Below are 21,270 nucleotides of genomic sequence, written 5' to 3'. Positions count from 1 at the left end.
CCGGGGTGACGTTGCGTCTCGGGAGGCTTCTGCGTGTGGCACTTCGACAGGCTCAGTGACCGAGAGGGGTCGGCTCAGTGACCGGGAGGGGTTCGCTCAGTGACCGAGGGAAGGGATACCCGTTCCCTGAGCTTGTCGAAGGGCCCCCGGGGTGACATCGCCGTTCGGGGGCTTCGGTGTGTGGCACTTCGACAGGCTCTGTGACCGGGAGGGGTCGGCTCAGTGACCGGGAGGGGTTCGCTCAGTGACCGAGGGAAGGGATATCCGTTCCCTGAGCTTGTCGAAGGGCCCCCGGGGTGACGTTGCGGTTCGGAGGCTTCGGTGTGTGGCACTTCGACAGGCTCAGTGACCGGGGGATGTTCGCTCAGTGACCGGTGCGGGTTGCTCGGTGACCGGGGCTGGCTCGCGTGACCGGGGTGGGGGTACTCGTTCCCTGAGCTTGTCGAAGGGCCCCCGGGGAGCGTTGTAGGTCGGGAGGCTCCGGTGTGTGGCACTTCGACAGGCTCAGTGACCGGGAGAGGTCGGCTCAGTGACCGGGAGAGGTTCGCTCGGCGACCGGTGCCGGCTCAGGCTCGGGCGGCGTACTGCTCCCGCGCGATCCCGGAGGTGTCCGCAGCGACCGCGTCCGCCTGGTCGGCGCCGTCGCCGGCCCCCACCGCAGCCCACGCCGGGCGAGTGCCACTCAGCGCCCAGGCCGCCTGCACCGCGGCGCCGTCGGCGACGTACTCCCCAGGTGCCGGCACGACGACCGGCACGTCGAAGACCTCGCGCGCGATCGCCTGCACCGCCGGGTTCTGCGCCGCGCCACCGATGAGGAGGACGCGCTCCGCGGTGACGCCCTGCGCGAGCACCGCGTCGAGGCCGTCCGCGAGTCCGCAGAGCAGCCCCTCGATCGCCGCGCGGGCGAGGCCCTCGCGCGTCGTCGACTCCAGGGTCATGCCGAAGAGGGTCGCCGTCGCGTCCGGCCGGTTCGGCGTGCGCTCGCCCTCGAAGTACGGCTGCAGCACGAGACCGCGTGCGCCGGCCGGGGCCTCGAGCGCGAGTCGACCGAGTTCCGCGTGGTCGACGCCGAGCAGCGCGGCCACCGCGTCGAGGATCCGGGCGGCGTTGAGCGTCGCGATGAGCGGCAGGAACGCGCCGTCGGCTGAGGCGAACCCGGCGACGGTGCCCGAGCTGTCGCGGACCACGGCCGGCGTCACGGCGAAAACCGTCCCGCTCGTGCCGATCGACACGACGACATCGCCGGCCATCGCCCCGAGCCCGAGGGCGGCTCCCGCGTTGTCTCCGGCACCCGCCCCGATGACCGTGTCCGTCCCGATGAGGCCACCGTCGACACCGGTCCCGGCCGACTCCTCCGGCGGGAGCACGCGCGGCAGGATCGCATCGTGGCCGAGTGCTGCGACGAGCAGCTCGCGGTCGTACTCGCCGTCGGCGGGTGACCAGTACCCGGTGCCCGAGGCGTCGGAGCGGTCGGTCGTCAGCTCGGCGAGGTCCGCGCCCAGTGGGCTCTCGTCGGCCGGACCGAACCCGCGCAGACGCCAGCTCAGCCAGTCGTGGGGGAGCGCGACGGCGGCGACCTCGGCGGCGTTCCCGGGTTCGGCGTCTCGCAGCCAGCGCAGCTTCGTGATCGTGAAGGAGGCGACGGGGACGCATCCGGTCCGCTGGGCGAGCTCCGCAGCGCCGAACTCCGTGATGAGGTCCGTCGCGGCCTGCGCGCTCCGGGTGTCGTTCCAGAGGAGCGCCGGACGGATGACGCGTCCGTCGACGTCGAGCGCGACCATGCCGTGCTGCTGGGCCGCGACCGACACCGCGGCGACATCGGCCAACCCGCCCGCAGCGGCGGCGGCCTCCTGCAGCGCCTGCCACCACGCGGCCGGGTCGACCTCGGTGCCGGCCGGGTGCGCCGCGCGTCCTTCGCGGACGAGCGCTCCGGTCTCGGCGTCGCGGATGACGACCTTGCAGCTCTGGGTGGACGAATCGATGCCGGCGACGAGCGTCATCGCTCTCCCTGTTCTCGGTGGTGGGGCGGTCGGGTGACCGCCGGGTCTGCGGTGGGGTGGAACGCGGAACGGCGTTCCGCCCCCGATCCTCTCGGATCAGGAGACGGAACGCCAGGTTCGTGGGTGGTGGCTAGCGCGCACCCATGAGGTGGTCGACGGCCAGCTGCTGCAGGCGGACGAACCCGAAGCCCTTGCCGCCGAAGTAGGCGTCGGCGTCGAAGTCCTCGTACGACGAGCGGTCGGCGAGCAGCTGCTCGACGGTCTCGCCAGGGTTGAGCGTCGGCTCGCGCAGCTCGGGCACGCGGGCGGCGGCCAGCGCCTCCTGCACCTCGGGGTCGGCGCGGAACGCCTCGGCGCGCTCCTTGAGCAGCAGGTACATGCGCATGTTGGCGGCTGCGGAGTCCCACACGCCCGTGATGTCCTCGGTGCGGCTCGGCTTGTAATCGAAGTGACGCGGGCCGTCGTACGCGGGGCCGCCGTTCACGCCACCATGCTCGAGGAGGTCGACGAGCGAGAACGCGTTCTGCAGGTCGCCGTGACCGAAGACGAGGTCCTGGTCGTACTTGATGCCCCGCTGTCCGTTGAGGTCGATGTGGTAGAGCTTGCCCTGGTAGAGCGCCTGGGCGATGCCGGCCGTGAAGTTGAGGCCCGCCATCTGCTCGTGGCCGACCTCGGGGTTGATGCCGACGAGCTCCGGGCGCTCGAGGGTCTCGATGAACGCCATCGCGTGGCCGAGCGTCGGGAGCAGGATGTCGCCACGGGGCTCGTTAGGCTTCGGCTCGATCGCGAAGCGGATGTCGTAGCCCTTGTCGGTGACGTAGTCGCCGAGGAAGTTGACCGCTTCGCGGTAGCGCTCGAGGGCCGCCTGCACGTCCTTCGCGGAGTCGTACTCGGCGCCCTCGCGGCCGCCCCACATGACGAAGGTCTTGGCCCCGAGCTCGGCGGCGAGGTCGAGGTTGCGGAGCACCTTGCGCAGGGCGAAACGACGGACGGCGCGGTCGTTCGAGGTGAAGCCGCCGTCCTTGAAGACGGGCGCGCTGAACAGGTTGGTGGTCACCATCGGCACGATGACGCCGGTGTCCGCGAGCGCCTGCTTGAGACGGTCGATCTGCTTCTGGCGTTCGGCGTCGGTCGAGCCGAAGGCGAAGAGGTCGTCGTCGTGGAAGGTGAGGCCGTATGCGCCGAGGTCGTTCAGGCGGGTGACGGCCTCGACCACGTCGAGGTCGGGGCGGGTGGGGCCACCGAACGGGTCGGTCCCGTTGTAGCCGATCGTCCAGAGGCCGAAGGAGAACCGATCGGCTTTGGTGGGGGTGAGGCTCATGCGTGCAGTCCTTCAACGTCGTTGGTGAGCGGATGATTTGTTGTTAATCACAACTTATAGTCGAGACTAGCAGATCGTGGGCCTCGCGTCACCGGTCGGGTGTCGCGAAATATTTCGTTAGCATGGGCAGAACTTCTCGCTGCAGAGACGGCCGTCCGGCCCGACAGGGAGGGATCGGAGGACTCGGATGAGCGACGACCCCGCGGTGCAGACCGCTGGACCCGGTGCAGGTGGCGGGCGAGCGACCCTGTCGCGCATCGCCAGAGAGGCCTCCGTGTCGGTGTCGACCGCCTCCAAGGTGCTCAACGGGCGGCCGGGGGTGTCGCCGGACACCCGGGAGATCGTCGAGCGGCTGCTGGACCGCCACGGCTACAGTCGCCGCGGTGCCGAGCTCGCGCAGGGCTCGCTCATCGAGCTCGTCTTCGAGTACATCGACAGCTCTTGGTCGCTCGAGATCATCCGCGGTGTCGAGAAGGTCGCGCGCCAGCACGGCATGAGCGTCACCCTCACCGAGACGGGCGCCCGGCGTTCGACCGGCGAGGGCTGGGTCGAGAGCATCATCGGGAGGAAGCCGGTCGGGGTCATCCTCGTGTTCTCGGACATCGACCCGGCGTATCGGCGCCAACTCCACACGCGCAACATCCCGGTCGTCGTGGTCGACCCGGCGGGGGACCCGGGCCCGGAGGTCGCCGCCATCGGCTCCACGAACTGGTCCGGGGGATGGCCGCGACGCGCCACCTCATCGAGCTCGGACACCGCAGGATCGGCCTGATCTCGGGCCCGCAGGACCTCATGTGCTCGCGGGCGCGGGTCTCGGGTTACCGGTCCGCGCTCGAGGAGGCCGGGATCCCGCTCGACGAGACCATCCTGCGGCGCGGTGAGTTCATCCCAGAGGCCGGACGCGTCCTGGCGCTCGAACTGCTGCAGCTCGAGGACCGACCGACCGCCATCTTCGCCGGCAACGACATGCAGGCGTTCGGCGTCTACGAGGCGGCGCGCTCGCTCGGGATCTCGATCCCGGAGCAGCTGTCGGTCGTCGGGTACGACGACGTCCCGCCGGCCAAGTGGGTCGGTCCGGCCCTCACGACCATCCGGCAGCCGCTCATCGAGATGGCCGAGGAGGCCACCCGCCTGGTGCTCAAGCTCCGGTCCGAGACGGTCGACAACATCCGCCTCGACCTCGCCACCTCCCTCGTCGTCCGGGGTTCGACCGCCGCCCCGCCCACCCCGTAGCCCGCGAACTGTCACTCGCCGCTAGTCCCGGCGGACGGGACTGTGCCGGAGTGACAGTTCGCGGGCAGGGGGTGGGGATGGTGGGCGGGTGCGAAAAGTTTCCAATCGGGGATAGGGAAGTTGCGGGCTGACAGGCGGCGGGGCTAGCTTCAGGGCACCGCAGCGAAGCGATCCGGAACCCCGGGGCCGCAGCTGCGCGAGCAGCTCGGGAGCGTTGCACATGGCGGGAAGCGGACGGCCGGAACTCCGGGTCGCGATGATCGGATACGGCTTCATGGGAGCCGCGCACTCGCAGGCCTGGCGCACCGCACCGCGCTTCTTCGACCTCGACGCGGAACCGGTCATGGCGACGATCGTCGGCCGCAATCCCGAAGCGCTCGAGGCGGCCCGCGTGAAGTTCGGCTGGGAGTCGGCCTCGACGAACTGGCGCAGCGTCATCGCCGACCCGTCCATCGACATCGTCGACGTCTGCACGCCCGGCTCCTCGCACGTCGAGATCGCGATCGCCGCCCTCGAAGCCGGCAAGCACGTCCTCTGCGAGAAGCCGCTCGCCAACAGCGTCGAGGAGGCGGAGCTGATGGTCGCCGCGGCCGAGGCGGCGAGGGCCCGCGGCGTCCGCTCCATGGTCGGCTTCAGCTACCGTCGGGTGCCCGCCATCGGGTACGCCCGCCAGCTCATCGCGGAGGGCGCGCTCGGCGACGTCCGCCAGATCCGCGCGCTCTACCTCCAGGACTGGCTGAGCGACGCCGAGGGTCCGATGACCTGGCGCCTCGACAAGGACCAGGCCGGCTCCGGCTCGCTCGGCGACATCGGCGCGCACGCCATCGACCTCGTGCAGCACCTGACCGGTGCCCGACTCGACACCGTCAGCGGGACGCTCGCCACCTTCGTCACCGAGCGACCGCTCCTCGGCGAGACCGTCGGCCTGAGCGGGACCGCCTCGGAGGAACGCGGCGCGGTCACCGTCGACGACGCCGCCTGGTTCACCGCGAAGCTCACGGGCGGACTCGCGGACGGCGCGATCGGTGCCTTCGAGGCCACCCGCTACGCGACCGGCCGGAAGAACGCACTCCGCATCGAGCTGAGCGGCTCCCGCGGAGCCATCGCCTTCGACCTCGAGCGGATGAACGAGCTCGAGGTGTACGACGCCACCGCTCCCGCCGGCAAGCAGGGCTTCACGCGCATCGTCGTCACCGAGCCGGAGCACCCGTACATGGCCGCCTGGTGGCCGACCGGCCACGGTATCGGCTACGAGCACCCGTTCTCGCACCAGGTGCGCGACCTCGTCCAGGCCATCACCGCCGGCACCGATCCCGAGCCGTCCTTCGCCGACGGGCTGCAGGTCCAGCGGGTCCTGCGTGCCGTCGAGTCGAGCGCGGCGAACGGCAGCGCCTGGACGCCCACCGACTGATCCGTCCCCATCGCACCATCAGCAGCAGCACCCACCAAGGAGAGAACGCAATGACGCTTCGTACTTCATCCCGCCGTCGGACCCGACTGGCCGCAGTCGCCCTCGGCGTCTCGGCACTCATGCTCGGCGCGACCGCCTGCTCCAGCGGCGGCGGCGCCCCGAGAGGCAGCGCCACCCTCTGGGGCCTCACCGGCACCGACGAGGACACCGTCCTCGGCCCGTCGCTCAAGGAGTGGAACGGCGCCAACGCCGACGGCCAGGTCGCCGCGACCTACTTCCAGAACGACGCCTACAAGACCAAGATCCGCACGGCGGTCGGCGCAGGCAGCGCTCCGACCATCATCTACAGCTGGGCGGGCGGCACCCTGAACTCGTACGTGGACGCCGGCAAGGTCGCCGACATCACCTCGGAGACCGCGGACGCGAAGGGCAAGTTCCTCGAGTCCGTCTGGAACCAGGGCGTCATCGACGACAAGGTCTACGCGGTGCCGATGAACGCCACCACGCCGATCATGTTCTATTACAACAAGGACGTCCTGAAGGCCGCCGGCGTCGAGGTCCCGACGAACTTCGACGAGATCGTCGACGCCATCCCCAAGCTCAAGGCCGCGGGCGTGGCCCCGTTCTCGCTCGCGGGTGCCTCGAAGTGGCCGTCGCTCATGTGGGAGGAGTACCTCGTCGACCGCGTCGCCGGACCCGAGGCGTTCAACAAGATCATGGCCGGTGAAGCCGACGCGTGGAGTGACCCCGGCATCATCGAGGCGAACGAGAAGATCCAGGAGCTCGTGAAGGCCGGCGCGTTCGTCGACGGCTACGCCTCGGTCACCGCCGACAGCAACGCCGACGTCGCCCTGCTCTACACGGGCAAGGCCGCCATGATGCTCCAGGGCGCCTGGGTCATGACGACCTTCAAGCAGCAGGCGGCCGAGTTCGCCGAGAAGGGTCTCGGCTACACGACCTTCCCCGCCGTCACCGGTGGCAAGGGCGACCCGTCGAACATCGTCGGCAACCCGTCCGGGTACTTCTCCATCTCCGCCTCGGCGACGAAGGAGCAGAAGGCCAGCGCGCTGAAGTACCTCACCGAGGGTGTGTTCGACAAGGGCTACATCGACCGCATGGTCGAGGCCGGTCAGGTGCCGCCGATCACGGGTATCGACGACCAGATCGCGGACGCCGGCGGCGACTTCGGCACGACCGTCTACGACCTCACGAAGAACGCCAAGAACTTCCAGATGTCGTGGGACCAGGCGCTCCCGCCCGCACAGGCGACCGCGCTGCTGACGAACCTCGACCAGCTGTTCAACCTGCAGATCACCCCGCAGGAGTTCTCCGACGACATGAACAAGACGATCGGACAGTGATCTCCCGATGACCGTCACCCGTCCATTGAACGGGGCCCGAGGGGCCGGTGCGGCAGCGATGCGCCGCCGCACCGGCCCCAGCGGCTGGATGGTCGCGCCGGCGCTGGGCTTCTTCCTCGTCTTCGCGATCATCCCGCTCATCGTCGCCCTGTACCTGAGCTTCACCCGCTGGGACGCGATCACCGACCCCGCGTGGGTCGGCCTCGACAACTGGGCTTCCGTCCTCGTCGACCCGGTCGCGATCGACGCCCTCGTCCTGACCCTCAAGGTCATCGTGATCTCCTGGATCGTCCAGACCCCGATCAGCCTGCTGCTCGGGACCTGGACCGCCGGCAAGCAGCGCAACCGGGCCGTCCTCGGCGCGATCTTCTTCCTGCCGCTCCTGCTGTCGTCGGCGGCGACGGCCATCGCGTTCAAGGCGATCCTCGACCCCAACTTCGGCCTGTCGGCGTCGCTCGGCATCCCGTTCCTCAAGCAGGACTGGCTCGGCAACCAGCAGCTCGTGCTCTTCGTCGTGATCTTCATCATCGCGTGGCAGTTCGTGCCCTTCCACACGCTCCTGTTCCAGGGTGGCGTGCGGCAGATCCCGGCGTCCCTCTACGAGGCGGCCGAGATCGACGGGGCTGGGACGGTCAAGCAGTTCTTCCACATCACGCTCCCGCAGCTGCGGTACACGCTCGTGACGTCGTCCACGCTCATGATCATCGGTTCGCTCACCTACTTCGACGTGATCTTCGTGCTCACCGGCGGCGTTCCGAGCGCCGGCACCCGCATCCTCCCGATCCTCATGTACGTGACGGGCTTCTCCGCGAGCCAGTTCGGGCAGGCGAGCGTCATGGCGATCATCCTGGCCGTCATCGGTCTCGCCATCGCCCTGCTGCTCACCAAGCTGAGCGGCTTCGCCAAGATGGACAGTCAGCAGGAGGGCCTCTGATGTCAGCGACGAACCCACTCACGAAGCCCGGCGCGCTCCCGACGGGAAGCCTCGACACGGTCAGCGTCTCGACGGCCGGCTCCAAGCGCGGACGCCCAGGCGAGCACGAGACGCGAGGCAAGCGCCCCCGAGGTGCCCGTCGCAAACCGAACATCATCGGCGGTATCGGCGCCTGGATCTGGCTGCTCATCATCGTGCTGCCGATCTACTACATCGTCATCACGAGCGTGCGTCCGCAGGCCGGGTTCTTCTCGAGCAACCAGCTCATCCCACCGAGCGATCCGACGCTCGACGGCTACGCCCTCGTCCTGCAGAGCGACTTCTTCCTGTACCTCGGCAACAGCGTCATCATCACGGTCGCGAGCGTCGCCGTCACCGTGTTCGTCTGCCTCATGGCGTCGTACGCGATCGTGCGCACCAACTCCCGGTTCACGCGGGGAGCGTTCTCGTTCTTCCTGCTCGGCCTCGCGATCCCGCTGCAGGCGACGATCATCCCGCTGTTCTACATGCTCAGCAAAGCGGGACTCTACGACACCCTCCTGGCGCTGATCCTGCCGTCGATCGGCTTCGCGGTGCCCGTCACCGTGCTCATCCTGTCGAACTTCATCCGCGACATCCCCAAGGAGCTGTTCGAGTCGATGACCGTCGACGGGGCGTCGAGCTGGCGGACCCTCGTCTCGCTCGTCCTCCCGCTCGCCCGGCCGGCGATCGTCACCGTCGCGCTCTACAACGCGCTCAACGTGTGGAACGGGTTCCTGTTCCCACTCGTGCTCACGCAGTCGCCGAGCAACCGGGTGCTGCCGTTGTCGCTGTGGACGTTCCAAGGCTCGTTCAGCGTGAACGTGCCGGCGGTGCTCGCCGCCGTGGTGTTGTCGACCCTGCCGATCTTCATCCTGTACCTGTTCGGCCGACGCCAGTTGATCAGTGGCATGACCGCCGGCTTCAGCAAGTAGTGCTGATCGCGAGCCGACCAATGACCGAACCATCCCCTGAGAGGAACACATGACTGACAAGCAGGCGCTCGTGGTGCGAGGCGGCTGGGACGGGCACATGCCCGTCGAGACGACCGCGGCCTTCATCCCCTTCCTGGAGGCGAACGGGTTCACCGTCCGCGTCGAGGACGGGACCACCGTCTACACGGACACCGACTACCTCGACACGGTCGACCTCATCGTGCAGATCAACACGATGAACACCATCGAGCCGGAGGAGTTCGCCGGCCTGCAGCGCGCCGTCCTGAACGGGACGGGCATGGCCGGTTGGCACGGCGGGATCGCGGACTCGTACCGCAACAACGCCGACTACCTGCACATGATCGGTGGCCAGTTCGCGCACCACGCCGGCAAGGACCCGGCCGAGCGGACGGGGGAGCAGTCCGACAACTACATCCCGTACACCGTCCACATCACCGAGTACGGACGGACCCACCCCATCACGGAGGGGATCGAGGACTTCGACCTCGTCACCGAGCAGTACTGGGTGCTGAGCGACGAGTACAACGACGTCCTCGCGACCACGACACAGGAGGTGCGGCCCTGGGACGCGTGGAACCGTCCCGTCACGGCGCCCGCCATCTGGACACGGCAGTGGGGGAAGGGCAGGATCTTCGTGTCCGCTCCCGGCCACCGCATCGAGATCGTCGAAGACCCGAACGTCCGCACCATCATCGAAAGGGGCCTCCTGTGGGCAGCACGCTGAACGGGATCGTCGAGGACCGGTGCCGAAACGCCGGCCGCGCCATGATCGAAAGGGGCCTGCTGTGGGCAGCTCGCTGAACGGAGTGTCCGAGACCACCGGAGGGTCCGTCCTCCGGGTCGGCGTCATCGGCGTCGGCAACATCTCGAAGCAGTACTTCGCCGAGTTCCCGAAGCTGCCGAACCTCGAGCTCGTCGTCGTCGCGGACCTCGATCTCGCCCGCGCCGCGGAGGTCGCCGCCGAACAGGGCGTGCGGTCGTCGAGCGTCGACGAGCTGCTCGCCGACCCCGAGGTCGACGTCGTCCTGAACCTCACCATCCCGGCCGCGCATGCCGAGGTCGCGCTCCGAGCTCTCCAGGCCGGCAAGCACGTCTACGGGGAGAAGCCGCTCGCGCTGTCGACCGCCGAGGCGCGACCGGTGCTCGAGCTCGCGGCAGCGAAGGGCCTCCGCGTCGGCAGCGCGCCGGACACCGTCCTCGGGTCGGGCGTCCAGACGGCGCTCGCCGTGCTCGACAGCGGTGCCATCGGTCGGCCGATCGCCGCGGCGGTCGCCTGGAGCGCCCCGGGACACGAGCTGTGGCACCCTGCCCCCGCGTTCTACTACCAGCCGGGCGGCGGACCGCTCCTCGACATGGGGCCGTACTACCTGACGAGCCTCGTGTCGTTCTTCGGTCCCGTCGTGCGGGTGTCGGGGGCGGTCGCACGGTCGGATCGTGAGCGGTCGGTCGCGACCGGAGCGCTGGCCGGGACGCCGATCCCGGTGCACGAGGAGGTCGACACGCACGTCACCGCGATCCTCGAGCACGCGAACGGGGTGGTCTCGACCGTGACGGTCTCGTTCGAGGTGTGGGCGAGCCGCGTGCCGCTCTTTGAGGTCTACGGGACGGGCGGGACGGTCGCCGTGCCCGACCCGAACCGGTTCTCGGACCCGGTGGAGATCGCGACGGCCGACGACCGCACCTGGCGTGCCGTCCCCGACAGCGCCGGCTTCGTCGACGCAGGGCGCGGCGTGGGCCTGTCCGACCTGGCCGAGGCGATCGAACAGGACCGACCGCATCGGGCCTCGGGTGACCTCGCGTTCCACGTGTTGGAGATCATGGAGGCGATCATCGTCGCCGGTCGTGAGCACCGCGTCGTGGAGCTGACCAGTACCGTCCCCGTCCGGCACCCGTGGCCCGCGAACTGTCACTCCGGCACAGTTCCAGCCGCTCGGACTAGCGTCGAGTGACAGTTCGCGGGCGGGGGAGGGTTAGCGGGCGACCGGGATGAGGCGGACGTCGGTGAGGGTGCCGTCGGTGACCCGGGCGGTCATCATCGTGCACTCCGGTTGACGACGGCGGTCCGTCGGCGAGCCGGGGTTGAGCAGACGCAGACCGGCGGGGGAGACCGAGTCCCACGGGATGTGGCTGTGTCCGAAGACGAGGACGTCGGTGTCGGGGAAGGCCTCGTCGGCTCGTCGCTCGCGACCGGTCGCCGCTCCGGTCTCGTGGACGACGGCGAACCGTAGCCCGTCGAGCTCGAAGCGCGCGACCTCGGGAAGACGCGCGCGGAGGCCGGGGCCGTCGTTGTTGCCGAAGACGCCGACGAGGCGGGCGGCCCGGGCCTCAAGGGCGTCGAGCGTCGCCTCATCGACCCAGTCACCCGCGTGGACGACGAGGTCCGCTGCGTCGACGGCGGCCCAGACCGCGTCCGGCAGGACCTTCGCCCGCTTCGGCAAGTGGGTGTCGGCGAGGAGGAGCAGCGAGGTCGGCATGTTCCCACGGAAGCGGATCGCGCCGACGCCGTCAACCGGGTGGTGCTCGGGCGCCCGTCGACCTGCTCGGCGACCGGGCCGCGGGCCGCCGTTGACGGACACTCCCGCAGACGGGGCGACTAGGGTGATCCCATGCCCGCAATCGACCTTCGTTTCTCCGGGAGGATCGCCGGCTACGGCACCACGGGCGGCGTCCGCATCGTCCTCGGGCTCTGGTCCACCTCCCCGTTCGGCTCCTTCGCCGACGCGATGATCGAGGACTCCCGCGGCAAACGCCTGCTGCTCGCGCCGACGCAGGAGATCGCCGACTTCATCTCCTCCACGTACACCTTCGACGACGTCGAGATCGGCACCGTCGGCTGGACGCGCCTGCCGACGGGGCTCCGCTTCGTGGGCGGTCCGCTCGACACGACCCTCCGCATCGGCGGGAGCTCGCCGCTCGGCCGGGCGCTGCGGGTCGTCCCCAAGCCGGTGGCCGTGAACCCCGTCTGGCTGCAGACGATCGACCCCCTCGCCCGGGTGCTCCAACCCGGCGCCCGGACGGCGGGCTCCGCCGGCAACGGTCGACGCGAGTACTACGGCGTGACCGGCGCTCGCCGCATCACCGCCGCCACCGCGAGCTGGTCCGGTGCGGACCTCGGCACCCTCGCCAGACTCGATCCGCCCGTGCGCTTCGGCTTCGGCTCCGCGCCGGCCGACCCGCACCTCGTCGACATCGTCACCACGGTCCGCCAGCCCGCGTGAGCTGCTCCGGCGCCGCGCGGCTCACCCGGTAGCCGGTGCCCGCGTCGCAGGAGGAGATCCGCTCGGTGGCAGGACGTCACTCAGCCGAACGTCCTGCTGCCGTGCCGATCTCCTGCTCCCGTGCCGCGGACCATCCAGACGTCGACCTCGTCTTCGCGTTCGAGCGTGAAGCCGTGGCGCTCGTAGAGGCGGCGGGCCGGGCTGCCCTGCAGGACGTTGAGACGGAACGGGCGCGGATCACCGTCATCGGACAGGAACCGCGCAAGCACCGCGGTGCCGAGACCCGCGCCCTGGTGTTCGGGTGCGAGGTAGAAGTGCTCGAGCCACCGCTCGCCGGGTTCCGGACGGAGGGCGACCAGCCCTGCCGCGACGCCGTCGACCTCGATCACCGAGGTGTGCTCCGGTCGATATCCGTCGAGGAAGCGACGGCGGACGCGGGTCTCGTCGTAGCGACCGAGGCGCTCGAGGTCGGGCCGCATGACGACGGCGCGCAGCTCGGCCGTCCAGGTCGAGTCGTCGATGGTGGCGGGGCGGAGTGTCCAGGCGGCGGGCATCCGTCCAGTCAACCATCCACGGCTGGCGGCGGGTGAACCGGCGCGTGCCCGGATAGGGAACACTGGAGGGATCGAGCAGAGGGTGTGCGTGTGAGCGAATCGACAGCGGTCGGGGCGGGTCCGGCGGGCGGATCCGGCATGGGGAGCGGACTCGACTCGGTGCGCCGTCGCAACCTCGGGCGGATCGTCGAGCTCGTGCACCAGGGCGGGGTGCAGTCGCGGTCGGCGCTCACGAGGGCGACCGGGCTCAACCGGTCGACGGTCGCCGCACTCGTCACGGAACTCGCATCGACCGGCATCGTCACGGAGTCGGTCCCGGTCGGCGGGCAGGGTGTCGGCCGGCCGTCGCCGCTCGTCTCGGCCGGCCCGCGAGCCGTCGCCTTCGCCGCGAACCCGGAACTCGACGCGATCACGGTGGCGGCTGTGCGACTCGGCGGCGAGGTCGTCGAGCGCGTGCGTCGCGAGGTCGACACGACACCGACGGCGGCCGAGGCCACGGCGATCATCGCGGAGCTGGTCGCGGAACTCGCCGCCCGCCTGCCCGACGAGGCGCGCGGTGGCGGTGGGATCGGGCTCGCGATCCCCGGGCTCGTCCGGGACGCCGACGGAGTCGTCCGGCTCGCACCGCACCTGGGATGGGTCGACGAACCCCTGGTAGAACGACTGCGTGCCGCGACCGGTCGCGCGGTGTTCGCGGCCAACGACGCGAGTCTCGGCGCCCGGGCCGAGCGGACCTTCGGGGCGGGCCGCGGCATCGACGACCTCGTCTACCTGAACGGCGGCGCGAGCGGTATCGGCGGCGGCATCATCGCCGGCGGCCGACCGGTGGGTGGTGCGCGCGGGTACGCGGGGGAGTTCGGTCACACCTCGGCGACGGCCGCCGGCAACGCGCTCGAAGACGCCGTCCGACGCAGCGAGCTGCTCCGTGTCGCCGGGCTCACCGCCGGAGACGACGCGGTCCTCGAAGCGGCGCTCGCCGAGGGCATCGCGGCCGATCCGGCTGGTGCGATGCGGGAGGAGGTCGTCCGGCAGGCCAGGACGCTCGGGCGGGCGCTCGCCGGGACGGTGAACATTCTCGACCCGGAGCTCGTCGTCCTCGGTGGGCATCTCGGGATCGTGCTCGAACTGGCGTCGGAGGAGTTGCACGACGCGGTCCGTGAGCGGGCGCTCGTCCCGCCGTTCGAGGACGTCACGATCGTGCGTGCGGAACTCGGCCAGGACCTCCTGCTCATTGGTGCCGCGGAACTCGCGTTCGACCGACTCATCGCGGACCCCGCCGCCTGGTGATCGTCGCCGCGAGTGCTGTCGGCCTGGTGGTCAGCGCGGTGCGCTGACGCGAGACGTGCTCACCTCGCGTCAGCGCGGTGCGCTGACGCGAGATCGCGCGAGTCGGCGTGGGCGCGGGGCGTGGACTCGAGCGCGGGTCTCCGGAGGGGCGCGCTCACGCGTGTGGCCCGCGCTCGCGTCAGCGCACCGCGCTGGCGCCATCACCAGACCACGACCGCCAGGGGTCAGAAGGCCGGGCGACCCGTCGACTTCCGCACGATCAGCTCGGGCTCGATCGTTCCGCGGTACCCGACGGCGTCAACCTCGAGGTTGCCGAGCAACCGCGCGACACAGCGACGCCCCAGCTCGTCGAAGTCCTGCCGCACGGTCGTGAGCGGCGGCCAGAAGTGGGGCGCTTCCGGGATGTCGTCGAACCCCACGATCGACACGTCGCGCGGCACGTCGTACCCCTCGTCGCGGATCGCATGGATGAGGCCGAGCGCCATCTGGTCGTTCGACGAGAAGATCGCCGTGAAGTCGCGCACCCGCATGAGTTCGATCCCGGCGCGATAGCCGAAGTCGGCGGTCCAGTCACCGAGGATCGGCGCGGTCGTCGGCACGTCCTGCGCACTCATCTCGGCGAGGAACCCGTGCATGCGCGCCTCCGCCTCGATCCAGTCCTGCGGGCCGGCGAGGTGGTAGATGTTCCGATGGCCGAGCTCGATGAGGTGCCGCGTCGCCAAGCGTCCTCCGGCGACCTGGTCGACACCGATCGAGTGGTCGTCGAGGTCGCCGCCGGACTGCACCGCGATGAACGGCACCCGTACCTGCAACTCCTCGATCGCCCGGAAGACCCGGACCTGCGGTGCGATGACCACGATGCCATCCACCGACTGCGCGAGCAGATGCTCGACGGCGGCGACGATCGACGCGTCGGAGACGTCGGGCAGGTTCGCCGTGCTGACGAGGTAGCCCGCGTCCTTGCTCGCGTTCTCGATCGCCTGGATCATGCTCGCCGGACCGTACTGCGACCGCTGGCTCGCGAGCACGCCGATGGTCCGCGACCGACTCGTCACGAGCGCCCTGGCCGCCCGGTTCGGACGGTAGTTGACCTCGTCCATGACGGCGAGAACCCGGTCGCGAGTGGAGTCGCGGATGCTCGGGTGGTTGTTGAGCACCCGCGAGACCGTCTGGTGCGACACCCCGGCCAGGCGCGCGACATCACGGATATTGGGGGCTCGCCCCCGTTCGGCGTCGTCGCTCACGGATTCCTCGGACCTCGATGTGCACGGTCACATTTCGTGCTGCACCCATTATGCACACGCGTCAGGCCCCCGACGGATCGGGGCCCCGGGGTGCGTGGAGCCACGGAGGGGTCCGCGACGGTACCGTTGGAGGATGGATACCGAAAGCGTCGCCCGCGTCATCGAAGCCACCGACTTCTCGGGCGTCGTGCTCGTCAAGCGCGGTGACGAGACGCTCTTCGAGGCCGCCCGAGGCCTCGCCTCGAGGGAGCGCGACGAGCCCATCACCCTCGACACCCGCTTCGACACGGCCTCCATCACGAAGCTCTTCACCGCCGCCGCCGTGCTCCAGCAGGTCGACGCCGGACACATCGACCTCGACGAGTCGATCCACGAGTACGTCGACCTCGACGGCACCACCATCCGTCGCGACGTCCAGCTGCTCCACCTGCTGACCCACACCTCCGGCATCGCTGACGACGCCGACGAGACCGCCGGCGAGAGCTACGACGACCTCTGGGCCGAGCGCCCGGCCTCGTCGATCCGCGAGACCGCCGACCTCCTGCCGCTCTTCGCCGACAAGGAGCCGCTCGCGGCCCCCGGCGAGGAGGCGAACTACGTCAACGCGGGCTACGTGCTGCTCGGACTCGCGCTCGAGGGCGTGACGGGGTTGCCGTACCGCCAGCTCATCGAGCAGCAGGTGTTCGCGCTGGTCGGCATGGACCACTCGGGCTTCGTCGACCGCCGGACGGGCGAGCCCGGCCTGGCCGAGGGCGGCGACGTCGACGACGACGGCGTCTGGCACTCGAACGCCGACGCCTTCCCGCCGCTCGGCGGCCCGGACGCCGGTGCTCAGTCCACCGCAGCCGACCTGATCACCTTCCTGCGCGCCGCCCGCGACGCGAAGATCCTCACCGCCGAGCTGACCGAGGAGTTCACCTCCCCGCAGATCGAGGTCGACGAGGAGATCTCCTACGGCTTCGGCTTCGAGTTCGACGTCGACGAGGACGGCCAGGTGCGATCGATGTACCTCGACGGTGTCAACCCCGGCGCGAGCGGCATCGTCCGCACCTACTTCGGCCCGACCGCCGCCGATGCCATCGACGTCGTCGTGCTGTCGAACTCCGAGGACGGCGCCTGGGACGTCATCCGCGCGATCGACGCCGAACTCTAGGCGTCCACTGGGATCGCCGGGGCACATCCCCGGGTTCCGGGCACGCTGATCGAGGCATACCTGCGCCCCTGGCACCTGCCCGCACGGGCCCACTGAGAGCGCGACCATGCCCCGACCGTCGCCGGTTATGAAAATGAGACCCATCCCGACTTGACATCAGGTGGAGGTCTGGGGCTATCGTGTGACACACAATGTGAACGGTCACATTCGGAGTGACGAGGAAGTCGACGTGGGAACGAAGCGCAATGGAGCGAGCAGGTCGGCGATGAGCCACCTCCCGATCCACGGCACCGATCGATCCGACCACAGCTCCCTCTCGGCCCGGCTCTCCGCCGGCCACCTCTCCCTGCACCCTCGCCGGCACCACGACGAGGCGTCCGCACCCGCACCCGCGAACGCCACGTAGCCGATGAGCGGCCTCGATGAGCTGGACACATCGAAGCCGACAGACCTGCGCATGACAATGACGTCCAAGCAACTCCCTAGGGAAGGAACCACACAGTGAAGAAGAGAATGCTCCTCGCCACGCTGGCCGCAGGCACGATGGTCGTGTCGCTCGCCGGCTGCTCCGGCGGCGCAAGCGGCGGATCGGGCGGCGGCGAAGGCGACGGCAAGCTCGTCGGCGTCGCGATGCCCACCAAGAGCTCCGAGCGCTGGATCCAGGACGGCAACGCCGTCAAGGAGCAGCTGGAGAAGGAGGGCTTCAAGGTCGACCTGCAGTACGCCGAGGACGACATCCCGACGCAGGTCTCGCAGATCGAGAACATGATCACCAAGGGCGCCTCCGTCCTGATCATCGCCTCGATCGACGGCACCACGCTCACGAGCGTGCTGCAGGAGGCCAAGGACGGCGACATCCCCGTCATCGCCTACGACCGCCTGATCCGCGACAGCGAGAACGTCGACTACTACGCGTCGTTCGACAACTACAAGGTCGGCGTGCAGCAGGCCAACTCGGTCCTCAACGGCCTCGGCCTCGTCGACCTCGAGGGCAAGCCCACCGAGGGCGCACCCGCCGGTCCGTTCAACATCGAGATGTTCGCCGGCTCGCCCGACGACAACAACGCCACGTTCTTCTGGGACGGCGCTCAGGACACCCTGAAGCCGTTCATCGACGCGGGCACCCTCAAGGTCGCCAGCGGCCAGACGTCCTTCGAGCAGGCTGCAACGCTCCGTTGGGACGGTGAGACCGCGCAGAAGCGTATGGAGAACATCCTCACGTCGACCTACTCCGACGGCAGCAAGGTCAACGCGGTCCTGTCGCCCTACGACGGCATCTCGCGAGGCATCATCTCGGCGCTGACCGACGCCGGCTACTCGGTGGGCGACGGCTGGCCCGTCATCTCCGGCCAGGACGCCGAGCTCGACTCGGTCAAGGCCATCGAGTCCGGCGAGCAGTACGCGACCATCTTCAAGGACACCCGCCAGCTGGCGAGCGAAGCCGTCAAGATGGCCGTCGCCGTGCTGAACGGTGAGAAGCCCGAGGTCAACAACACCGAGGACTACGACAACGGCAAGAAGGTCGTCCCGTCCTTCCTCCTCGAGTCGCAGATCGTCGTCAAGGACAACATCCAGGAGGTCCTCGTGGACTCCGGTTACTGGACCGAAGACGAGATCAAGGGCTAGTCAGTCCTGCAACACCCCTTTCGACAGGCTCAGGGAACGGAATCACTTCCGATCCCTGGGCCTGTCGGAGGGCCCGGTTCAACGACGATCACCTGTAAGGAGACACGGTGTCAGGCGAGACCACGAGCATCCTCGAGATGCGCAACATCATCAAGACCTTCCCCGGCGTCAAGGCCCTCTCGAACGTCACGCTCGATGTGCAGCGCGGTACCGTGCACGCCATCTGCGGTGAGAACGGCGCCGGCAAGTCGACGCTCATGAAGGTGTTGTCCGGCGTCTACCCGTTCGGCACCTACGAGGGCGACATCGTCTTCGAGGGCGAGACGATGGAGTTCAAGGACATCCGCGACTCGGAGTCCAAGGGCATCGTCATCATCCACCAGGAGCTGGCCCTCAGCCCCTACCTCTCCATCGCGGAGAACATCTTCCTCAACAACGAGCTGAAGGGGCCGCTCGGCCTCATCGACTGGAACCGCACCAACCAGGAGGCGGCAGCACTGCTCGCCCGGGTCGGCCTGCGGGAGAACCCGACGACCAAGATCCTCGAGATCGGCGTCGGCAAGCAGCAGCTCGTCGAGATCGCGAAGGCCCTCTCGAAGCGCGTGAAGCTCCTCATCCTCGACGAGCCGACGGCCGCACTGAACGACGAGGACTCCGACCACCTGCTCGACCTGATCCTGCACCTCAAGGAGCAGGGGATCACGTCGATCATCATCAGCCACAAGCTCAACGAGATCAAGAAGGTCGCCGACACCGTCACCGTCATCCGCGACGGCAAGACCATCGAGACGATCGTGAAGAACGACGTCACCGAAGAGCGCATCATCAAGGACATGGTCGGCCGCGACCTCGAGCACCGCTACCCGGACCACACGCCGAACATCGGCGAGGAGATCCTGCGCGTCGAGGACTGGACCGCCCACCACCCGCAGGACCCGACCCGCGTGATGGTCGACGCCGTCAACCTCAACGTCCGCGCCGGTGAGATCGTCGGCATCGCCGGCCTCATGGGCGCCGGACGCACCGAGTTCGCGATGAGCCTGTTCGGTCAGTCGTACGGTAGCCGCATCAGCGGCAAGGTCTTCAAGAACGGCACCGAGATCCGCACTCGCACGGTGTCGGAGGCGATCGACAACGGCCTCGCGTACGCGACCGAGGACCGCAAGTACTACGGCCTCAACCTCATCGAGGACATCAAGCGGAACATCTCGATGGCCTCGCTGAAGAAGCTCGAACGCGGCGGACTCGTCAACGACAACGAGGAGTACAAGGTCGCCGAGGAGTACCGGAAGAGCATGAACATCAAGGCTCCGAACGTGCTCGCGAAGACCGGGAAGCTCTCGGGCGGCAACCAGCAGAAGGTCGTCCTCTCGAAGTGGATCTACTCCGACCCCGACGTCCTCATCCTCGATGAGCCCACCCGTGGCATCGACGTCGGTGCGAAGTACGAGATCTACACGATCATCAACCGCCTCGCCGCCGAGGGGAAGGGCGTCATCGTCATCTCCTCCGAGCTCCCCGAGCTCATCGGCATCTGCGACCGCATCTACGCCCTCAGCGAGGGCCGCATCACCGGCGAACTGCCGATCGAGGAAGCGAACCCCGAAGCGCTCCTCAAACTCATGACCATGGAGAAGCCCCGCTGACGCGGGCGCGGACGGATCGAAGGAGAACCGCAATGTCCGATCTGGACACCAAACCCACCGTCCCGGCAGGCGACGGTACCGCCGCCGGCGGCCTCGTCAACCCGGCCACCAACCGCTTCACGAGCTGGCTGACCCACATCCTCAGCGACCTCGGCAAGAACGGCATCTTCATCGCCCTCCTGCTCGTCGTCGTGTTCTTCGCCGTCATCACCGACGGCATCCTGCTGCGGCCGCAGAACATCTCCAACCTGATCGTGCAGAACGGGTACATCCTCGTCCTCGCGATCGGCATGGTGATGGTCATCATCGCCGGCCACATCGACCTGTCGGTCGGTTCCGTCGCGGCCTTCGTCGGTGCGGTGTCCGGTGTGTTCGCCGTGCAGATGCAGATGCCGTGGTGGATCGCGATCATCCTGTCGCTCGCCATCGGCGCGCTCGTCGGTGTCTGGCAGGGCTTCTGGATCGCCTACGTCGGGATCCCGGCGTTCATCGTGACGCTGGCCGGCATGCTCATCTTCCGCGGCCTCGCGCTCGTGGTCCTCGGCAACGCCAACATCGGCTCCTTCCCGGCGGAGTACCGCGCGCTCGGCAACGGCTTCCTGAACGACGTGTTCGGTGACTTCCCGATCGACCCGCTGACGCTCGGTATCGGTGTCATCGCCGTCGTCGGCCTCGTCGTGCAGCAGGTCCGCACGCGCCTCGGCCGTCAGAAGTACGGTCAGGACACCGAGCCGTTCCCGTGGTTCGTCGCCAAGCTCGTCCTCATCATCGCGGGCATCGGCTTCTTCGTGTACGCCCTCGCCGCGTACAAGGGCATCCCGGTCACGCTCATCGTGCTGGCCGTCCTCGTGCTCGTCTACGGCATCGTCATGAACCGCTCGGTCTTCGGCCGCCACATCTATGCGATCGGTGGCAACCGTCACGCCGCGGAGCTGTCCGGCATTAAGACCCGCAAGGTCGACTTCTTCCTGTTCGTCAACATGGGCTTCCTCGCGGCGCTCGCGGGCCTCATCTTCACGGCCCGCCTGAACCTCGCCGGTCCGAAGGCCGGTGACGGCTTCGAGCTCGAGGCGATCTCCGCGGCCTTCATCGGTGGAGCAGCGGTGCAGGGCGGCGTCGGTACCATCGGCGGCGCGATCATCGGTGGTCTCATCATCGGTGTGCTGAACAACGGTATGTCGATCATCGGTCTTGGCATCGAGTGGCAGCAGGCCGTCAAGGGCCTCGTGCTGCTGCTGGCCGTCGCGTTCGACGTCTACAACAAGCGCCGCAGCGGCGGACGCTGATCCCGAGGTCCGCGACAGCGGA

General features: G+C 68.9%; 20 protein-coding genes. 15 read left to right on the top strand and 5 right to left on the bottom strand.

Features of this window, described 5'->3' with window-relative positions:
• Positions 1–566: 566 nt before the first annotated feature.
• Positions 567–2,000, bottom strand: coding sequence for a xylulokinase (xylB, locus tag FGL15_RS04495; RefSeq protein WP_138945120.1), 1,434 nt, complete (start codon positions 1,998–2,000; stop codon positions 567–569).
• Between the two features lie 130 nt (positions 2,001–2,130).
• Positions 2,131–3,321, bottom strand: a complete 1,191-nt coding sequence (xylA, locus tag FGL15_RS04490) for a xylose isomerase (protein ID WP_064295008.1) — start codon at positions 3,319–3,321, stop codon at positions 2,131–2,133.
• A 187-nt stretch (positions 3,322–3,508) separates the two neighbouring features.
• Between xylA and FGL15_RS21425 the strand changes: the two genes are divergently transcribed.
• The 8 genes from FGL15_RS21425 (at position 3,509) to FGL15_RS04455 (ending at position 11,183) form a co-directional block, all read left to right on the top strand.
• A complete protein-coding gene (locus FGL15_RS21425) occupies positions 3,509–4,093 on the top strand; it encodes a LacI family DNA-binding transcriptional regulator (RefSeq protein ID WP_370282053.1) in 585 nt (194 codons plus the stop codon).
• Entirely contained in the window at positions 4,042–4,554 is a 513-nt protein-coding gene (locus tag FGL15_RS21420; RefSeq protein ID WP_370282052.1) for a substrate-binding domain-containing protein, read from the top strand. Before FGL15_RS21425 ends, FGL15_RS21420 begins: the two co-directional genes overlap by 52 nt.
• A gap of 220 nt (positions 4,555–4,774) precedes the next feature.
• A complete protein-coding gene (locus FGL15_RS04480) occupies positions 4,775–5,965 on the top strand; it encodes a Gfo/Idh/MocA family protein (RefSeq protein WP_240773791.1) in 1,191 nt (396 codons plus the stop codon).
• A gap of 50 nt (positions 5,966–6,015) precedes the next feature.
• On the top strand, positions 6,016–7,326 hold the full coding sequence (locus tag FGL15_RS04475; RefSeq protein ID WP_138945119.1) for an extracellular solute-binding protein: 1,311 nt from the start codon (positions 6,016–6,018) through the stop codon (positions 7,324–7,326).
• 7 nt (positions 7,327–7,333) lie between these two features.
• The gene (locus FGL15_RS04470) at positions 7,334–8,260 is read left to right on the top strand and encodes a carbohydrate ABC transporter permease (protein WP_071258845.1); all 927 of its coding nucleotides are present in this window, start codon (positions 7,334–7,336) and stop codon (positions 8,258–8,260) included.
• Positions 8,260–9,213: a carbohydrate ABC transporter permease gene (locus FGL15_RS04465; protein WP_138945118.1), complete on the top strand. Its 954-nt coding sequence runs from the start codon at positions 8,260–8,262 to the stop codon at positions 9,211–9,213. The genes FGL15_RS04470 and FGL15_RS04465 overlap by 1 nt, the downstream gene beginning before the upstream one ends.
• 49 nt (positions 9,214–9,262) lie before the next feature.
• The gene (locus tag FGL15_RS04460) at positions 9,263–9,958 is read left to right on the top strand and encodes a ThuA domain-containing protein (protein WP_064295003.1); all 696 of its coding nucleotides are present in this window, start codon (positions 9,263–9,265) and stop codon (positions 9,956–9,958) included.
• A gap of 82 nt (positions 9,959–10,040) precedes the next feature.
• A complete protein-coding gene (locus FGL15_RS04455) occupies positions 10,041–11,183 on the top strand; it encodes a Gfo/Idh/MocA family protein (protein WP_138945117.1) in 1,143 nt (380 codons plus the stop codon).
• Positions 11,184–11,204: 21 nt separating this feature from the next.
• Here the strand turns inward: FGL15_RS04455 and FGL15_RS04450 are convergent, their stop codons facing one another.
• The gene (locus FGL15_RS04450; protein WP_138945116.1) at positions 11,205–11,708 is read right to left on the bottom strand and encodes a metallophosphoesterase; all 504 of its coding nucleotides are present in this window, start codon (positions 11,706–11,708) and stop codon (positions 11,205–11,207) included.
• Positions 11,709–11,840: 132 nt separating this feature from the next.
• On the opposite strand from FGL15_RS04450, the gene FGL15_RS04445 reads away from it, so the two are divergent.
• Complete coding sequence (locus FGL15_RS04445) at positions 11,841–12,452, top strand: hypothetical protein (RefSeq protein ID WP_138945115.1); 612 nt, start codon at positions 11,841–11,843, stop codon at positions 12,450–12,452.
• A gap of 80 nt (positions 12,453–12,532) precedes the next feature.
• On the opposite strand, the gene FGL15_RS04440 is transcribed toward FGL15_RS04445, so the two are convergent.
• Positions 12,533–13,006, bottom strand: a complete 474-nt coding sequence (locus tag FGL15_RS04440; RefSeq protein WP_138945114.1) for a GNAT family N-acetyltransferase — start codon at positions 13,004–13,006, stop codon at positions 12,533–12,535.
• 90 nt (positions 13,007–13,096) lie between these two features.
• Here FGL15_RS04440 and FGL15_RS04435 point away from each other — a divergent pair, with 90 nt between their 5' ends.
• The gene (locus FGL15_RS04435; RefSeq protein WP_240773789.1) at positions 13,097–14,293 is read left to right on the top strand and encodes an ROK family protein; all 1,197 of its coding nucleotides are present in this window, start codon (positions 13,097–13,099) and stop codon (positions 14,291–14,293) included.
• Positions 14,294–14,517: 224 nt separating this feature from the next.
• On the opposite strand, the gene FGL15_RS04430 is transcribed toward FGL15_RS04435, so the two are convergent.
• A complete protein-coding gene (locus FGL15_RS04430; RefSeq protein ID WP_064294998.1) occupies positions 14,518–15,537 on the bottom strand; it encodes a LacI family DNA-binding transcriptional regulator in 1,020 nt (339 codons plus the stop codon).
• Between the two features lie 133 nt (positions 15,538–15,670).
• On the opposite strand from FGL15_RS04430, the gene FGL15_RS04425 reads away from it, so the two are divergent.
• From FGL15_RS04425 to mmsB, 5 genes are all read left to right on the top strand, one after another.
• On the top strand, positions 15,671–16,690 hold the full coding sequence (locus FGL15_RS04425) for a serine hydrolase (protein WP_138945113.1): 1,020 nt from the start codon (positions 15,671–15,673) through the stop codon (positions 16,688–16,690).
• Positions 16,691–16,955: 265 nt separating this feature from the next.
• On the top strand, positions 16,956–17,096 hold the full coding sequence (locus FGL15_RS20200; RefSeq protein WP_168223312.1) for a hypothetical protein: 141 nt from the start codon (positions 16,956–16,958) through the stop codon (positions 17,094–17,096).
• Positions 17,097–17,203: 107 nt separating this feature from the next.
• On the top strand, positions 17,204–18,316 hold the full coding sequence (gene chvE / locus FGL15_RS04420; RefSeq protein WP_079706775.1) for a multiple monosaccharide ABC transporter substrate-binding protein: 1,113 nt from the start codon (positions 17,204–17,206) through the stop codon (positions 18,314–18,316).
• Positions 18,317–18,453: 137 nt separating this feature from the next.
• Positions 18,454–19,962 (top strand): multiple monosaccharide ABC transporter ATP-binding protein, encoded by a 1,509-nt coding sequence (mmsA, locus tag FGL15_RS04415; protein ID WP_064295024.1) that lies wholly within the window; start codon positions 18,454–18,456, stop codon positions 19,960–19,962.
• Between the two features lie 32 nt (positions 19,963–19,994).
• Entirely contained in the window at positions 19,995–21,248 is a 1,254-nt protein-coding gene (gene mmsB, locus FGL15_RS04410; RefSeq protein WP_085512640.1) for a multiple monosaccharide ABC transporter permease, read from the top strand.
• Positions 21,249–21,270: the final 22 nt, after the last annotated feature.

The organism is Plantibacter sp. M259 (genome assembly GCF_006065115.1).
GTDB classification, from domain to species: Bacteria; Actinomycetota; Actinomycetes; order Actinomycetales; family Microbacteriaceae; genus Plantibacter; species Plantibacter auratus.
This window is presented reverse-complemented; position numbering and strand designations above follow the sequence as displayed.

Coding starts and splice junctions, on each gene's coding strand:
- xylB (WP_138945120.1), bottom strand. CDS start 2,000: ATGACGCTCGTCGCCGGCATCGATTCGTCCACCCAGAGCTGCAAGGTC.
- xylA (WP_064295008.1), bottom strand. CDS start 3,321: ATGAGCCTCACCCCCACCAAAGCCGATCGGTTCTCCTTCGGCCTCTGG.
- FGL15_RS21425 (WP_370282053.1), top strand. CDS start 3,509: ATGAGCGACGACCCCGCGGTGCAGACCGCTGGACCCGGTGCAGGTGGC.
- FGL15_RS21420 (WP_370282052.1), top strand. CDS start 4,042: ATGGCCGCGACGCGCCACCTCATCGAGCTCGGACACCGCAGGATCGGC.
- FGL15_RS04480 (WP_240773791.1), top strand. CDS start 4,775: ATGGCGGGAAGCGGACGGCCGGAACTCCGGGTCGCGATGATCGGATAC.
- FGL15_RS04475 (WP_138945119.1), top strand. CDS start 6,016: ATGACGCTTCGTACTTCATCCCGCCGTCGGACCCGACTGGCCGCAGTC.
- FGL15_RS04470 (WP_071258845.1), top strand. CDS start 7,334: ATGACCGTCACCCGTCCATTGAACGGGGCCCGAGGGGCCGGTGCGGCA.
- FGL15_RS04465 (WP_138945118.1), top strand. CDS start 8,260: ATGTCAGCGACGAACCCACTCACGAAGCCCGGCGCGCTCCCGACGGGA.
- FGL15_RS04460 (WP_064295003.1), top strand. CDS start 9,263: ATGACTGACAAGCAGGCGCTCGTGGTGCGAGGCGGCTGGGACGGGCAC.
- FGL15_RS04450 (WP_138945116.1), bottom strand. CDS start 11,708: ATGCCGACCTCGCTGCTCCTCCTCGCCGACACCCACTTGCCGAAGCGG.
- FGL15_RS04445 (WP_138945115.1), top strand. CDS start 11,841: ATGCCCGCAATCGACCTTCGTTTCTCCGGGAGGATCGCCGGCTACGGC.
- FGL15_RS04440 (WP_138945114.1), bottom strand. CDS start 13,006: ATGCCCGCCGCCTGGACACTCCGCCCCGCCACCATCGACGACTCGACC.
- FGL15_RS04425 (WP_138945113.1), top strand. CDS start 15,671: ATGGATACCGAAAGCGTCGCCCGCGTCATCGAAGCCACCGACTTCTCG.
- FGL15_RS20200 (WP_168223312.1), top strand. CDS start 16,956: ATGAGCCACCTCCCGATCCACGGCACCGATCGATCCGACCACAGCTCC.
- chvE (WP_079706775.1), top strand. CDS start 17,204: ATGCTCCTCGCCACGCTGGCCGCAGGCACGATGGTCGTGTCGCTCGCC.
- mmsA (WP_064295024.1), top strand. CDS start 18,454: ATGCGCAACATCATCAAGACCTTCCCCGGCGTCAAGGCCCTCTCGAAC.
- mmsB (WP_085512640.1), top strand. CDS start 19,995: ATGTCCGATCTGGACACCAAACCCACCGTCCCGGCAGGCGACGGTACC.